At 47.6% G+C, this 14,744-nt stretch carries 17 protein-coding genes; 5 read left to right on the top strand and 12 right to left on the bottom strand.

The window, feature by feature from the left end; translation table 11 throughout:
• Window position 1 precedes the first annotated feature (1 nt).
• Complete coding sequence (gene trpB, locus CTN_RS02780; RefSeq protein WP_015919046.1) at window positions 2-1,171, top strand: tryptophan synthase subunit beta; 1,170 nt, start codon at window positions 2-4, stop codon at window positions 1,169-1,171.
• Window positions 1,168-1,890, top strand: a complete 723-nt coding sequence (gene trpA / locus CTN_RS02785; RefSeq protein ID WP_015919048.1) for a tryptophan synthase subunit alpha — start codon at window positions 1,168-1,170, stop codon at window positions 1,888-1,890. Before trpB ends, trpA begins: the two co-directional genes overlap by 4 nt.
• A gap of 20 nt (window positions 1,891-1,910) precedes the next feature.
• Here the strand turns inward: trpA and CTN_RS02790 are convergent, their stop codons facing one another.
• From CTN_RS02790 to CTN_RS02815, 6 genes are read right to left on the bottom strand one after another with little or no spacing between them, the layout of a single operon-like run.
• The gene (locus CTN_RS02790) at window positions 1,911-2,846 is read right to left on the bottom strand and encodes a radical SAM protein (RefSeq protein WP_015919049.1); all 936 of its coding nucleotides are present in this window, start codon (window positions 2,844-2,846) and stop codon (window positions 1,911-1,913) included.
• Window positions 2,843-3,424, bottom strand: a complete 582-nt coding sequence (locus CTN_RS02795; RefSeq protein WP_015919050.1) for an MBL fold metallo-hydrolase — start codon at window positions 3,422-3,424, stop codon at window positions 2,843-2,845. The genes CTN_RS02790 and CTN_RS02795 overlap by 4 nt, the downstream gene beginning before the upstream one ends.
• Entirely contained in the window at window positions 3,421-4,215 is a 795-nt protein-coding gene (locus CTN_RS02800) for an FAD-dependent oxidoreductase (RefSeq protein WP_038066771.1), read from the bottom strand. The genes CTN_RS02795 and CTN_RS02800 overlap by 4 nt, the downstream gene beginning before the upstream one ends.
• A complete protein-coding gene (locus CTN_RS02805; RefSeq protein WP_015919052.1) occupies window positions 4,176-4,760 on the bottom strand; it encodes an isochorismatase family protein in 585 nt (194 codons plus the stop codon). The genes CTN_RS02800 and CTN_RS02805 overlap by 40 nt, the downstream gene beginning before the upstream one ends.
• Window positions 4,761-4,762: 2 nt before the next feature.
• The gene (locus CTN_RS02810; protein WP_041437519.1) at window positions 4,763-5,521 is read right to left on the bottom strand and encodes a flagellin; all 759 of its coding nucleotides are present in this window, start codon (window positions 5,519-5,521) and stop codon (window positions 4,763-4,765) included.
• A gap of 48 nt (window positions 5,522-5,569) precedes the next feature.
• Complete coding sequence (locus tag CTN_RS02815; protein ID WP_015919054.1) at window positions 5,570-6,724, bottom strand: MFS transporter; 1,155 nt, start codon at window positions 6,722-6,724, stop codon at window positions 5,570-5,572.
• Window positions 6,725-6,781: 57 nt separating this feature from the next.
• Between CTN_RS02815 and CTN_RS02820 the strand changes: the two genes are divergently transcribed.
• Both CTN_RS02820 and CTN_RS02825 read left to right on the top strand, forming a co-directional pair.
• Window positions 6,782-7,843 (top strand): M20 family metallopeptidase, encoded by a 1,062-nt coding sequence (locus CTN_RS02820; RefSeq protein ID WP_015919055.1) that lies wholly within the window; start codon window positions 6,782-6,784, stop codon window positions 7,841-7,843.
• Between the two features lie 5 nt (window positions 7,844-7,848).
• A complete protein-coding gene (locus CTN_RS02825; RefSeq protein ID WP_038066775.1) occupies window positions 7,849-9,237 on the top strand; it encodes a pyruvate carboxylase subunit B in 1,389 nt (462 codons plus the stop codon).
• Here CTN_RS02825 and CTN_RS02830 read toward each other — a convergent pair.
• The 6 genes from CTN_RS02830 to CTN_RS02855 are packed head-to-tail and all read right to left on the bottom strand — an operon-like array spanning window position 9,183 to window position 13,374.
• Window positions 9,183-10,040 carry a sensor histidine kinase gene (locus CTN_RS02830; protein WP_015919057.1) on the bottom strand — a complete coding sequence of 286 codons (858 nt, stop codon included), beginning with the start codon at window positions 10,038-10,040 and terminating at the stop codon, window positions 9,183-9,185. The genes CTN_RS02825 and CTN_RS02830 overlap by 55 nt on opposite strands.
• The gene (locus tag CTN_RS02835; RefSeq protein ID WP_231555986.1) at window positions 10,037-10,696 is read right to left on the bottom strand and encodes a response regulator transcription factor; all 660 of its coding nucleotides are present in this window, start codon (window positions 10,694-10,696) and stop codon (window positions 10,037-10,039) included. Before CTN_RS02835 ends, CTN_RS02830 begins: the two co-directional genes overlap by 4 nt.
• On the bottom strand, window positions 10,696-11,493 hold the full coding sequence (locus CTN_RS02840; RefSeq protein WP_015919059.1) for a metal ABC transporter permease: 798 nt from the start codon (window positions 11,491-11,493) through the stop codon (window positions 10,696-10,698). The genes CTN_RS02835 and CTN_RS02840 overlap by 1 nt, the downstream gene beginning before the upstream one ends.
• The gene (locus CTN_RS02845; protein ID WP_015919060.1) at window positions 11,490-12,212 is read right to left on the bottom strand and encodes a metal ABC transporter ATP-binding protein; all 723 of its coding nucleotides are present in this window, start codon (window positions 12,210-12,212) and stop codon (window positions 11,490-11,492) included. Before CTN_RS02845 ends, CTN_RS02840 begins: the two co-directional genes overlap by 4 nt.
• Entirely contained in the window at window positions 12,209-13,021 is an 813-nt protein-coding gene (locus tag CTN_RS02850; RefSeq protein ID WP_015919061.1) for a metal ABC transporter substrate-binding protein, read from the bottom strand. The genes CTN_RS02845 and CTN_RS02850 overlap by 4 nt, the downstream gene beginning before the upstream one ends.
• Complete coding sequence (locus tag CTN_RS02855) at window positions 13,018-13,374, bottom strand: Fur family transcriptional regulator (RefSeq protein WP_015919062.1); 357 nt, start codon at window positions 13,372-13,374, stop codon at window positions 13,018-13,020. The genes CTN_RS02850 and CTN_RS02855 overlap by 4 nt, the downstream gene beginning before the upstream one ends.
• 265 nt (window positions 13,375-13,639) lie before the next feature.
• Here CTN_RS02855 and CTN_RS02860 point away from each other — a divergent pair, with 265 nt between their 5' ends.
• Window positions 13,640-14,737 carry a KamA family radical SAM protein gene (locus tag CTN_RS02860; RefSeq protein WP_015919063.1) on the top strand — a complete coding sequence of 366 codons (1,098 nt, stop codon included), beginning with the start codon at window positions 13,640-13,642 and terminating at the stop codon, window positions 14,735-14,737.
• Window positions 14,738-14,744 lie beyond the last annotated feature (7 nt).

A 14,744-nucleotide genomic window follows, 5' to 3' on the forward strand; every position in this document is an offset into this window, starting at 1 on the left:
GATGAAAGGTTACTTCGGTCCTTACGGTGGTCAGTACGTTCCGGAGATACTCATGCCAGCTCTTGAGGAACTCGAGGAAGCGTATGAAAGCATCACAAAGGATGAGTCTTTCTGGGAGGAGTTCAATCGACTTTTGATGGACTACGCGGGCCGTCCCACCCCACTTTACTTTGCAGAGAGGTTGAGCAAGAAATACGGTGCGAAGATCTACCTGAAACGGGAGGATCTTCTCCACACCGGTGCCCACAAGATAAACAACGCACTCGGTCAGGTACTTCTTGCAAAAAGGATGGGGAAAACAAGGATAATAGCGGAAACTGGTGCGGGCCAGCACGGAGTGGCAACGGCCACCGCTGCTGCGCTCTTTGGCATGGAGTGTGTCATATACATGGGAGAGGAAGACACGATCAGACAAAAACCTAACGTTGAAAGAATGAAACTCCTCGGTGCGAAGGTGGTTCCCGTAAAAAGCGGTAGCAGAACCCTGAAAGATGCCATAAACGAAGCCCTCAGAGACTGGATAACGAACCTTCAGACCACGTACTACGTCATCGGATCCGTGGTGGGACCACATCCCTACCCGATCATAGTGAGAAATTTTCAAAAGGTGATAGGTGAAGAGACAAAAAGGCAGATCCTTGAAAAAGAGGGGAAACTTCCGGATTACATCCTGGCCTGTGTAGGAGGGGGAAGCAACGCTGCCGGGATATTCTATCCCTTCATAGACAGTGGAGTGAAACTGATAGGGATAGAGGCAGGTGGTGAAGGTCTCAACACGGGAAAACACGCCGCTTCCCTTCTGAAAGGAAAGGTGGGGTACCTTCACGGAAGCAAGACCCTCGTTCTTCAGGATGAATGGGGTCAGGTTCAGATAACACACTCCGTATCGGCTGGTCTGGATTATTCCGGGGTCGGTCCCGAACATGCCTACTGGAAGGAGACCGGAAAAGTCTTCTACGACGCTGTGACCGACGAAGAAGCACTGGACGCCTTCCTTGAACTTTCCAGGCTCGAGGGGATCATTCCCGCTCTCGAGAGTTCCCATGCTCTGGCCTATCTGAGAAAGATAGACATCAGGGGCAAAACCGTCATCGTGAATCTTTCCGGGCGCGGTGATAAGGATCTTGAATCCGTTCTCAACCATCCGTACATCAGGGAGAGGATAGGATGAAGGGATTCATCGCATACATTCCAGCAGGATTTCCCGATCTTGAAACCACCAGGAAAGTCCTGCTCGCTCTCAACGATCTCAGAATAACTGGGGTGGAAGTGGGTGTTCCCTTCTCCGATCCGGTTGCCGATGGGCCGGTCATTCAACTGGCCCACAGTGTAGCCCTCAGGAACGGTGTTACCATGAAGAAGATCCTGGAAATGCTCCGGGAGATCTCCGTTGATTACGAACTCTATCTGATGAGTTACCTCAACCCGATAGTGAACTATCCTGAGGGAAAAGATAGGCTCCTTGACGAGTTGAGAAGGCTCGGTGTGAAGGGGCTTATCATTCCTGATCTTCCCTTAAGAGAAGTGAAAAACATCGAGATATCTTTTCCCATCGTTCCTTTTGTGGCACCGAACACCAGAGATGAAGACCTCGAAGCGATAAACACGATTCGCGCACCCTTCGTTTACTACATCTCCAGATACGGTGTCACAGGAGAAAGGGAAGACCTTCCCTTTGCGGAACACATAAAGAAGGTGAAGAAGAAAATAGCACTTCCGCTTTTTGTAGGATTTGGAATATCAAGACACGAGCAGGTGAGAAAGGTGTGGGAGATAGCCGACGGAGTAATCGTCGGAAGCGCCCTTGTGAGGATCATGGAAGAAAGCAAAAGGCAAGAGATACCACAAAAAGTAGTTGCCAGAGTGAAAGAACTCATTGGAGAAAAATGACCCCGCGGCCGCGGGGTTTTTTAAACGTACTGATACCCTTCTTCTAACTTCTTCTGGCTCATCAGATGTCTTTGAACGTACTGACCGCAGTTGCTACCTATTTTGTTTTCCTCCAGTTCACCGATGCTCAATATCACTTCAAATCCTGCTTCTCTAAGTTTGCTCACAAACTTTTGGTGCTTTATGAGGACGCCTTTTTCAACGTCGACGTCAGACTTGAGGTCGTTTTCTCTTGAACGGTAGGTGGGGTTCACCGGGGTGATCTTCACGAGGAACTTTTTAGGATCGAAAAGGTCGACGATAACATCGGGATCCAGTGAATAGTTTTGGGCTGCGGCAAAGTTCAGTGTGATCTTTCTGTCTCCCTGCTTCACAAACGTTTTGCCGTATTCTGATATTTCTCTGAGAGACCATTTCTTCACAGGCATGATACGGTCTCTTTCTCTTTCGTTCGTCGAGTGAATGGAGAACTGAAGCTGAAACCTTCCTCTGTAGTGTTTCTCTTTTATCTTCAAAAGTTCTTCGAAGAAACTGTCCGTTCCGTGGGGTGCTACTGTAGAGATCGACGGCAGAAGACCGAAGGCGTTGTATCTTTTTGGAAGATCTTCCAGTACATCGAGTACGGCATCGTTCAGAGCGGGTTCTCCCATTCTGGCAAACTGTATCTTGAACTTCTCCACCGGGACTTTTCTGTCCGGATATCTGCTCTCCACAAGAAAGTCTATCTGTTCGAGGATCTCCTCTGAGGAGAGTTTTCCTCTGTAGAATCCACCTGCATCGCACATGAAACATCCAACGGGACATCCGACCAGAGTGGAGACGATGAGTACCCACTTTTTCTCGCGCGGAACGGGAGGCTGGATGGATTCCACAAATTCCACGAGGTTTCCCTTTGAAGTCTCTCCAAGATAGACGTAGGCAACTTCTTCCTTTCCTATCCTTCTGATGATTCTCACGTTACGTTCCTCCTTAAAAATGGATTTCTTCTCAGAAGATCCTTCACGGTGGTCGTCTCACCGTGACCCGGGCACACGATCCACTCCTGTGGAAGGTTCCTGAAGAACTCTTCTATCCGGCTCAGGGTGACCTTCATGTCCTCTTCGGACCCACCGAGGTCTATCCGTCCTATCGTATCCGAGAAGACGGTGTCACCTGTGAACACCACACCATCGAATATGATGAAGCGAGATCCCTTCGTGTGTCCCGGTACTTTTAAAGTCTTGAAACCAGAATCTATGTCTTTCCACTCGAGTTCCACTACCACGGGATGATCCATGAAACTCAGAGAAAGGTTCGCCGCAGGATCCGTCAACATGTGGGCATCCTCCGGTGAGATGAAGAGTTCCTTCACCTGAAGTTCCGGTATTCCCGATATGTGATCACAGTGGCCGTGGGTGATGAGAACAACGACGGGGTCTTTCACAAACTGTGAAATACCCTCTCCCGGATCCACTACGTAGAGTGTTCCGTTCATCTCGAAAACGTAGGTGTTTACATCGAAAGGAGATGACGTGATGTACCTTTTGAAGTTCATATTCTTCCCTCTCTTTTCAGGATTTCCATCGCCGTTTCTACGGCGTTTCCCATGGCAATTGACGCCTGTCTGAAACTTCCCTTTGCGTCTCCAACGATGAAGGTTCTATCATCCTTTTCGACAAAGGAGACGTTTGGAACACGCCCTATGCAGATGAGAAGGGCATCGAATATAAATTCCCCTTTCTCTGTGATCAATTTTAATCGATCTCCTTCAGCCTTCACTCCAAAAACAGGGCAATTCTCATGATATGAAAATCTTCTGAAATTCCTTGCCCTTTTCACCAGAAGAGGAAGTGCCCTGATTCTGGACCCCCGGTTGAACAGATGAACCTCCTTTCCTCCTTCCAGAGCCTTCAGTGCACCATCGAAGGCAGCGTCTCCTGCACCGTATATGGCGAGTTTTTCGAATTCAGGAAGCTCTGAAAACTCGTATACCACCTTATCGGACACTTCAAAGTCCGAGATCCTTTTCGGAACGGTTCCGCTTGCCACAACAACGTAATCGAACAGAAAAGATCCCTTTTTCGTGATGACCCTTCGATTCGAGACCTTTATCACTTCCTCTTTCAGAAAAATTGCTCCGGACTCCATCAGTCTGCTCTCTAAGATCTCACAGACCTTTTCTCCCGGGGCCGGGGGAAATATCGGGAAGTTCTCGACGAGGTAAGCGTTTCTCAGCAGTCCTCCCACTCTGTTCTTTTCAAAGACGACGACTTCAACGTCGTATCTTCTCAAAAAGACGGCAGCGGCTACTCCGGCCGGTCCTGCTCCAACGATTCCAACGCGCACAGTATCTCCTCCGTTTTTGCGATGTACGCCACACCGTGGGCGAGGTTTTTGAGTGAAGAGAAGTGATACCACTCGTTCTTGTCCCAGAGGGCGTCTTCCACCATTATCACTTCGAAACCCCTCACGAAGGCGCTTCGGGCCGTTGTTTCACAACAAAGGTGCGTCATCACTCCTGTTATAACAACTTGCTGAACATCGAGTGATCTGAGTTCTTTTTCGAGATTCGTAGAATAGAACGCATCGTAGGTGTTCTTTTCGAAAGTCGTCACATCCGAGAAGACAGGCACGGCCCACTTTCGTTCCACCTCGTTTCCCCACCATCTTTTCATCATGGGAGAGGCCCCCACGTGTACGGTTGCAAAGATAGGGTGGTTGCTTTTTTCGAAGCCTTCCTTCAACCTCCTGATGTTTTCGACCACAAACTCCACTCCCCAGAGGTACGCTGGGGAGTCAGAGGAGGTGAAATAATTCTGAAGGTCTATTATGAGAAGAGCGGGACGGTTCAGATAAAATCTTTTTCTCTCACGCTCAGGGAAATAGAACATACTCACATCAGAAGGTTCAGTACGTTTCTGCTGTTTTCCATCCTGTAGAGAAGACCCGTTATCGTCACCTGTCTCAACAGTTCGTTTCTGATTTGTTCCATCATGGCTTTTTCAGCTGCTGGTTCGAATACGCTCTCCGATCTGAACAGTTCCGAGTATGCATTCAGCACGTTTCTGGCGGAAGCTTCCAGTCTGTTCATCCAGGCACCGATGTTTCCTCTTGTCTGAGAAACCTCTTCCAGAACCTGATCGATGGTTCTCAGAGCCTGCTGAGAGTCCCTTGAGATGTCCGTTTCGAAAAGTTTCGACAGCGTTTCTCTGAGATCTGGTATGTTCAACGTGATGTTCTGTCCCTCGTTTGGCCCCGTCTGTACCACAAGGTTTTCTCCTTCAAGGATCCTTCTGTTGTTGTACGTGGTCTGCTGGATCGTTCTTCTTATACCCTGAAGTATCCTGCTGTATTCCTCCTGAAGGAGAGATCTCTCGTTCTCTGTGAGGGTTGAACTGGATGCCTGAACGGCGAGTTCCCTGGCTCTTTGAATGGCTGCTGTGATGCTTTCAAGTCCGGCGTCTGCTGTGTTAAGAAGCCCTATACCACTGTAGATCTGCGAAAGGGTCGATCTGTATCCCTCAATCTGACTTCTCAGCCTTTGCTGGATAGAAAGTTCCGAGACAGAGTTGAATCGGTAAACGGTTCTGTTCGTCCTTTCAGGGTACAACTGTTCTATGTATCTCACCAAACTGACGTTGTCGATCCTCATGGAGATCCCCCCTTTCCCTTCTAATTTTTGCACGATCGTAACTCTTTTTCAACCTGCTGTTCTTTTGAACCTGAAAAGAAGAGCGAAGGCTATCAATTGAGAGAAGAGAGAAACAAGAATCAGATAAAGTCGATTGGTATCGTAAAGGATTCCCAGAATCCACGATCCCAGAAACCAGAACACTCCGTACACCGTAAAGAACATTCCGTAAGCAAAGCCACGCTTTTCCTGTGAAACTATCTTCGCAACGGCTGCCCTCATGATCGACTCCTGAGCACCCATGCCTATACCCCACAGAACTGTTCCTGCGAAGATGAGAGGGAAGTATCCGGAAAACGAAAATATCGGAAAGAAGGCAGAAAGAAGAACAGGATAAAGAAGCGCTGGAAAGCCTTTTCTGTCGAAGAGATATCCGAAAACGAGGGCACTCACGGCATCAACTGCCATCGCAAGGGAATACACGGCAGGAACGAGAAAATCTTTTGTGGTTTCAAAGTTCTTCATGTGGTACGCGATCAGAGGAAAATCAGCAAATCCAAACGCTATCATCGAAACAACGAGCAGGTAGAACCAGTATGTACGTCCTAGATTTCGATCGGCGGACCTGACTTTCTTCACCTTTTCGATCCGGGTAGAAGGGAACACAATGCGTGCTGTGAGAAGAAGAGCGAGCGCGACAAGGGCGGGTATGAAGAGTACGAAAAAGCAAAACCTGTAACTTTTTCCAAAGGCAAGAGCAAAGGTGACCGAAAGTGGACCCAGGATGGCTCCCACCTGATCCAGTGCTTCGTGAATTCCAAAACTCTTGCCTGTTCCAATTTCTTCTGCTGCAAAGGAAAGGAGCGTGTCTCTTGCGGGTGTTCTCAATGCCTTTCCAAATCTTTCCATTAGGATCAAAGCGAGTGCCACCTGCCAGTTTCCTGCAAAGGCAAGCATGGGAACGGCCAGAAGGTTCACAGTGTAGCCGAGGATGGTGAAGAGCCAATACTTTTTGGTAACGTCGCTCAAAACACCAGATACAAGCCGAAAGGCGTATCCTATCAGCTCTCCCAATCCTACGGCGAAACCCAGTGTTGCGGCACTCGCTCCGAGAGTTTTCATGAATGGTCCCACGATGCTTCTTGCTCCTTCGTACGTTATGTCCGCAAAGAGACTGACCAGTCCAAGGAGTATGATGAACAGAAAAGCCTGTTTTTTCGACATACAGATCCCTCCATGTAGCAGCGTTCGGTTATAGTATAATGGAGTGGAGGGGAAAAGATGAAATGGATGGAAATCTACGAAAAACTCGTTAACACGGATACTGGTCCCGATCTTTCCATGGAAGAAAAACTGAACAGAACATCGTTTCTGGCGGAGATTCTGGAGAAACTCGGATTCAGGGTAGAGAGAAGAAAAGCCGCTCATGTTGCCTTCCTTGGAGAGCCTCCTTACGTAACCCTAATAGGTCACCTCGATACGGTGTTTCCCGAGGGAGAATCGAGGAAAAGACCTTTCAGTGTGGATGGAAGCATCGCAAGAGGTCCCGGCGTCTGTGATATGAAGGGAGGAGTGGTGATTCTCCTTGAAGCCCTCGAGAGGTTCCTGAAGGAAGACGAAGCGAATCTCTGTGTTGTGTTGAACGTGGACGAAGAACTTGGATCTCCTGTAAGCAGGGACACTTTTGAGGAAATCGCTGCGATGAGTTCTCATTGCCTTTCCTTTGAACCGGGAAGAGAAAACGGAGAACTCATCTCTTCCAGAAAAGGAATCATCTCTCTCTGGTTGTTTGCACACGGAAAGAAGGGACACGCCTCAAGACCAGACGAGGGTGTGAACGCCATAACGGAGATCTCTTTCAAGGTGCTTGAACTTTCTTCTTTGAACGGGAAGTTTCCCAATTTGACGATAAATCCCACCGTTGTTAGAGGAGGCGCCGAAAGCAACGTTACACCAGATAAGGCGGAAGTTTACTTTGACATCAGGTATTACGAGGACAAGGAATTCGAGTTTTTGAAGAAAACTCTGGAGAAGATCTCCACCGTGCACCCTGAGGCAACGGTCTCCTACAGGATGAAGATCAGAAGGTCTCCCATGAAGGAAGATCCGGCCTTTATCAGTACGGTGAAAGAAGCGGCCGAAGAGATCGGGATGAAGCCCGTTTTTGTGAGGGCGACGGGTGGGGGAGATGTGGCGTTTTTCTCGCAGAGGGGAATTCCTTCTGTGGACGGACTCGGAATACCGGGAGGAAGAATGCACTCTGAGGAGGAATACGCAAGAATCAACCTTTTTGAAGAAAGGGTGAACCTTGTCGTTCACCTTCTGAAAAAGATCCGGAGGTGAAAAGAATGTTTGTAGATACAACTCTTCGGGATGGCCATCAATCACTCATTGCTACGAGAATGAAAACAGAAGATATGTTGCCTGCCCTTGAGGCTTTCGACAGGATGAACTTTCACTCCATGGAAGTCTGGGGCGGTGCGACCTTCGACGTTGCGGTCAGGTTTTTGAACGAAGATCCCTGGGAGAGATTGAAGAAGATAAGAAAAGGATTGAAGAACACCAGAATTCAGATGCTTCTGAGGGGGCAGAACCTTGTTGGCTACAGACACTACGCGGACGATGTGGTGGAACTCTTCATAAAGAAGGTGGCCGAGTATGGACTCGATATCATCAGAATCTTCGATGCTCTGAACGACGAAAGAAACCTTCAAAAAGCGATAGAAGAGTCGAAAAAACACGGTCTTCATGTTCAGGGAGCGATCAGTTACACTGTGAGTCCTGTTCACACCCTCGAGTACTACCTTGAATTTGCAAGAAAGCTTGTGGACATGGGTGTGGATTCCATCTGCATAAAGGACATGGCAGGTCTTCTTACACCGAAGAGGGCTTACGAGCTTGTGAAGGCGTTGAAGGAGAAGTTCTCCGTTCCTGTGGAGGTTCACTCTCACTGTACAACCGGCTTTGCACCTCTTGCATACCAGGCGGCCTTTGAGGCAGGTGCAGATTTCTTCGACACGGCCATCTCTCCCTTCTCGATGGGAACGTCTCAACCTGCCTTTGAATCCATGTACTACGCCTTCAAAGGAAACGGAAAAGAGGATTTCGACAGAGAGGCTTTGAAATTCCTGGTGGAACACTTCACCAAAGTGAGGGCCAGGTATGTTGAATACGACGTGGGAATGAAGTATCCTGACTCCAGGATCATATTCTCCCAGATCCCAGGAGGGATGTACTCCAATCTCCTGAAGCAGTTGAAAGAACAGAGAATGGAGCATCTTCTGGACAAGGTGCTGGAGGAGGTTCCCCGGGTTCAGAAGGACCTGGGATATCCCCCACTTGTCACACCGACGAGTCAAATCGTTGGTGTTCAGGCCTTTTTGAACGTCGTCTACGGAAGATACGAGAGGATAACCAACGAGACGAAAAATTATGTGAAAGGGCTCTACGGAAGACCCCCTGCACCGATAGACCCGGAACTGGTGAAAAAGATTCTTGGTGACGAAAAACCCATAGACTGCAGGCCTGCTGACCTACTGGAACCCGAACTGGAAAAGGCAAGAGAAGAACTTGGTGTTCTTGTAGAAACGGATGAAGATCTTCTCATAGCCGTCATTCTTGGAGAAGTTGGAAAGAAATTTCTGAGGAAAAGATACGAGGAAAAGATAGGTGTGGATTTCAACTATCTGGAGTCTCTCTCTGATTTCACCGACGACATGCCCGTGTACCCTATTTGAACTTCGAAGACGTTGCTTTCTCCTTCTCTTCTGTAGGCAATCTTGAAGCCGTGCATTTCGAAGAACTGTCTTGAGAGGTATAGGCCCATGCCTGTGCCTCTGCTTTTTTTCTTCTTTTCGAACAGATTCGCACGGACCTCATAGGGTATCTCTGGTCCGGGGCTTTTTATAACCACCCTGTCCTTTCTCACGTGGACACGGACCGGTCCTGTGGAATATTTCACGGCGTTCTCTATCACGTTGTAGAAGGCTCTGAAGAGCTTTGTGGGATCTGCCTGGATCGTTATTTCTTCTTCGTAATCGAGAAAGACCCTTTCTGGAAATCTTTCCGCAACGTCGTTTACAAGTTCCACCAGGTTCACCGGTTCTTTTCTCAGTCTTTCGATACCGGCCTCGATTTTTGCGAACTCGTAGAATTCCTCCACGATCCTTTGAAGACTCTCGTCTTTGACTTCGTTCCACAGTAGCGATTTCACATCGTGAACAAAGCCGGTTACAACATCTTTCAACCTTTCGGTTTCTTTTTCCTGGATGACAGTGTTCTGAACGAGTGTGTTGATTTCCTCTGAGAGTTTTGTGATCTCGTCGTTCAGGAAGTCGTCGAACGTTTGCTTTCTGGAAATGGATTCTCTGAGTTTCAGGAGGCGTTTGCTCACAAGAACTTGCGTGGCAACACTCACCAGAAGTGCAGAGAAAAAAGAAAAGATTGCAACATCTATGAAGTTCACCTTGGAACCCCAGAAGATGCTGAGAAGAGTGGTGTTCACAAGAAACGTGATGAGAAACGTGCGCAGAGCGATCATCTTTCTCCCCCCACAAAGGTGTATCCTATCCCCCAGACCGTTTTTATGTACCTGGGCCTGTTCGGGTCGTCTTCTATGGCTTTTCTGATCCTTTTTATCACTGTGTCGACGGCCCTCGGTGAAACAGGCTCTTCCCAGAACGTCTCCAGGAGTTTTTCTCTCGTCACGACCTTTCCTGCGTTTTCCACAAGAAAAAGAAGAATCTCGAATTCTCTCCTGGGAAGATGTATCCTCTTCCCTTTCAGATAAACGGTTGCCCCGGTTGCATCCACTTTCAATTCACCGAAATCGTAGAGATTCTTCTTTTGCCTCTCCAGGAATCTTTTCACCCTCGCAAGGAGGATATCCGGGTTGAAGGGCTTTGTTACGTAGTCGTCTGCCCCTGCTTCGAAACCCTTCAGAACGCTCTCGTCGTCCGAAAGCAGTGTGAGGAGTATCACCCAGGTTTCAGGGTGTTCCTCTTTTATCATCCGGCAGAGTTCGTATCCACTGTAATCTGGCAGTTTCACATCGAGGACCACAACGTGGAAAATTTCCTCACTGTTGAGGAAGTCCTCTCCGGTGAGAAAGGTTTCCACGTGTCCCAGTTTTGAAAGTTTTACACTGAGGATCTCCAGAATTTTTCCATCATCATCGACAACGGCAATTTTCCACATCAAGAAAATTTTAACATTGGAATGAAGGAAACGAAAGCAACTATCACGATGACGGGACCGGGTGGCAGGTTGAGGATGTAGGCAACAAGAAACCCAGAGAAGAAGGTGAGTACGTTGAACACAGTAGATATCAAAATCAGCGATTTGAAAGATTTTCCAAATGTTCTGGCAACCAGGCCGGGAAGTATCAAAAGGGCCCCCGTGAGAATGACACCCACCACTTTGACAGTTGCAACCACGGTGATCGCTATGAAAGAGGTGATCAGAAGACGCACAAGGCCTGTCTTTATACCGTAGAACCGGGCCATTTTCTCGTCCACGATGAAATACTTGATTTCCCATCTAAACAGCGATATCAAAACCGTGTTTATCACCAGAATGAGAGATGTCAACATCACATCTGAACGGTTCACAAGCAGAACATCTCCGAACAAAAATCCCATCACATCCGTTTGGTATCTTCCCGAGACGGAAAACAACACAACACCGATGGCCATGAAGAGCGGAAGAAGGATACCTATGGCACTGCTTTCGTGGAGCTTTGAGCGGGAAAAAAGAGTCACGGCGAGGGCAAAAACCAGCGCTGTGGCAAAAGAGATCAGTCTGGGATCACCACCAAGGAGAGCAGATAGCGCAAGACCGGCAAAGACCGCGTGTGCCGTCCCATCCCCTATGAACTCCATTCTCTTGAACACCACAAAGGGGGAGACAATTCCTGCCAGGATGGCAGTGAGCACACCACCGATGAAAGCTGTTCTCAAAAATTCGTACTGGACGAGATCATGGAAGAAGTTCAATTTTTTCCCTCCCTGTGAAATATCTCGTAGTGTCTCGGTCCTCTGATCCAGATGTCGAAATCTGTGAAGATCTTCTTCAAATCATCCGGGCTGATGGTTTCCGTTGGGCCGTGGCAGTGAAGGGTCCTGTTGAGACACATGACCGTGGTACATTCTCTGAAGACCATGCCGATGTCATGGCTGACCATCACAACCGTGATGTTCCTTTCTTTCCTCAATCTGTTCAAGAGTTCGTAGAACGCAGCTTTCCCCATTTCGTCCACACCGGCCTCTGGTTCGTCGAGCACGAGGATGTCCGGTTCAGAGAGCAATGCCCTTGCAAGGGACAATCTCTGGAACTCCCCCCCAGAGAGGTTTCTTATGAGATCGTTTTCTTTGTGGGAGATCCCAACGCCGATCAGAGTGGATCTCACCTTTTCCCAGTCGATTCTTTTTGACCTTCCGTACATTCCCATAGCGGCAAACTCTCTCACAGTCATGGGAAACTCCCTCTGAACCTCTTGAGTCTGTGGAAGGTATCCTATCCTTCCTCTTATCACAACCTTTCCTTCATAGTCTTTTATTTCCCCCACCAGGATTTTCACCAGGGTGGTCTTTCCTGCACCGTTTGGGCCGATTATTCCAACGAATTCTCCTTTTTCGACGGAAAATGTTATGTTCTTCAGTATCTCAAAATTCCTGACTCTGTAGGTGAGGCCTTTCACTTCTATGATCTTCATCTCAGTGCCTCCTCGATCGTTTTCAGGTTCTTCTTCAAAAGTTCCGAGATGGTCCTCTCTCCACCTGTTCCGAGTGGGTCCAGTACGAAACTATTCATCTTCAGTTCCTTTTCGAGGGATGACAACATCTCACCCGGTTGCTGGGGTTCTCTGAACAGTGCCACTATTTGATTTTTCTTTTCGAGGATCTCTCTGATCGTGGAGAAACTCGCTGCGTGTTCGTGCCCGCTGGAAAGAGAAAGAAGTTTCAGTCCGAACTCCTCGAACAGATACAGAAAACTTGGGTGTGACATGACCACGATTTTTCCTCTGTGCGGGGAGAAAATTCTGAAAGACTCCATGATCACCTCGTTCAACTCTTCGATGAGGTTCTTTGTGTTTTGTTCTATTTCTTGACGTTTTTCCGGGAACCTCTCAGAAAGTACTCTGTACAGCCCTGGAACGATGTGGTACTTGAGGAAGAAAGGATCGAGCCATACATGAGGGTTCTCACCTTCCAGGAGTATCTCAGGGATGAAGTCTGAAACATACACGGTCTTTTCACTGTATCTTTTCAGATAAGGTTCAAGGCCCATTCCGTTCGCCACTATCAGATCTGCCTCTTCCAGCGTTCTGGCGTCGGTTGGTTTCAGTGAGAAAAGATGTGGATTCGCATTCGGTGGAACAAGAAGAACCACATTGGAATCGTCTCCCAGAATCTGAGAGACAAGCAAATAGTACGGATTTATCGTGACCACAACCTTTTCAGAAAAAGCGAGCAAACCGAGCGTGAGTATCAGAACGAAGAACAATCTTTTCATGAGGATCACCTCCTGCAGCTTTCACAGATACCGTATATCAAGAACAGGTGACTTTCCTCTGAAAAACGGTACTTTTTCTGGAGCGCATCGATGAGTTCTCTGGCACACTCTTCGAACGGAAAGAGCTTTCCACATCTTTCACATACCATGAAGTGGTAGTGGTTGTCTCTTCTGAAAAAGTACCTCACTCCTCTGTTCACACTGAAAGAGCCGACGAGCTTTCTTTCCTCCAGGAATTTCAACGCCCTGTAGACTGTGGAAAGATTCACCCCAGTCTTCTTGTAGATCTCTTCCGCTGTGAGGGGAATTTTCGACTCTTCGATGATCTTCAGTATTTTCTTTCTGTTCTCTGTCATTCTCATGTTCTCACCTGCAAATGCAAAGCATTTGCAAATATATTATACCACTGAGATCTTCTTTTTTGTCTGTAAAAACAATATTTCTAAAAAGTCAGAATCGATGTTCCAGAATATGCGATCAATCGGTTTTGAACGCTATGCCGAATTATGGTATAATGAACACGAAAAACAACATACCCTCATTCTCCTCGAAGAATTCTTCGATTTTTTAAGTGCACGAATTTTTAATATATAACTTTGTTAAAACAAATGTGGGAGGTGATCCTGTTTGAAGGTCAGATACTATACGAGTGTGACACAGGTAGAACAACTGAGTCCTGAAGAGAAAGAGAAACTGAAGAGAGTGGAAGAGAGATTCAGATTCAGGGCGAATTCCTACTATCTTGGCCTCATCAACTGGTCGGATCCGGATGATCCGATCAGAAAGATCATCATACCTGAAGAGGATGAACTCGAAGAATGGGGATCACTGGACGCATCCAGTGAAAGGTCTTACACGGTTGCCAAGGGGCTTCAGCACAAGTATCCCGACACAGCTCTTTTTCTCGTAAACGATGTGTGTGGAGGATTTTGTAGATTCTGTTTCAGAAAAAGGCTTTTCATAAACGTTGGAGCCGAGGTGATACGGGACATCACGCCCCAGCTCGATTACATCCGCTCACATAAAGAGATAACGAACGTTTTGCTCACGGGTGGTGATCCTCTGCTTCTGTCCACGGAGAAACTGGAGAAGATCATTGGCTCCCTGAGAGAAATTGATCATGTTCATATAATAAGAATTGGAAGCAAGATCCCGGCGTTCAATCCCTACAGGATAATCGATGATCCCGAACTTTTGAGAATGATCAGAAAGTACAGCACGAAGGAGAAGAAAATATATGTGATGACGCAGTTCAACCATTCAAAGGAGTTGACAGAAGAGGCAATAGAAGCGGTGAATCTTTTGAAGGATGCGGGAGCAGTTCTCTGCAATCAGACACCTCTTCTGAGAGGGATAAACGACTCACCGGAAACCCTGGGAGAGCTTCTTGACAGGTTATCCTTTGTTGGAGTGACACCTTACTACGTGTTTCAAAACAGGCCGGTCTCTGGAAACAGAAAGTTTGCTGTGCCAATCGAGAAAGGGTACGAGATCTTCACAAAAGCTATTTCGAACCTCTCCGGTGTTGCCAAGAGGGTAAGGTACGTGATGTCTCACAGAACGGGCAAAATAGAGATAGCGGCTCTGACAAAGAATTTCATCGTTTTCAAGTATCATAGAGCACACGACGAAGAAAACAGAAGAAAGGTGATGGTCTACAGGAGAAACCCGAACGCCCTCTGGTTCGACGATTACACAGAATTGATAGAAGAATACACGGTTTGAAAGAACA

The organism is Thermotoga neapolitana DSM 4359, from assembly GCF_000018945.1.
GTDB lineage: Bacteria > Thermotogota > Thermotogae > Thermotogales > Thermotogaceae > Thermotoga > Thermotoga neapolitana.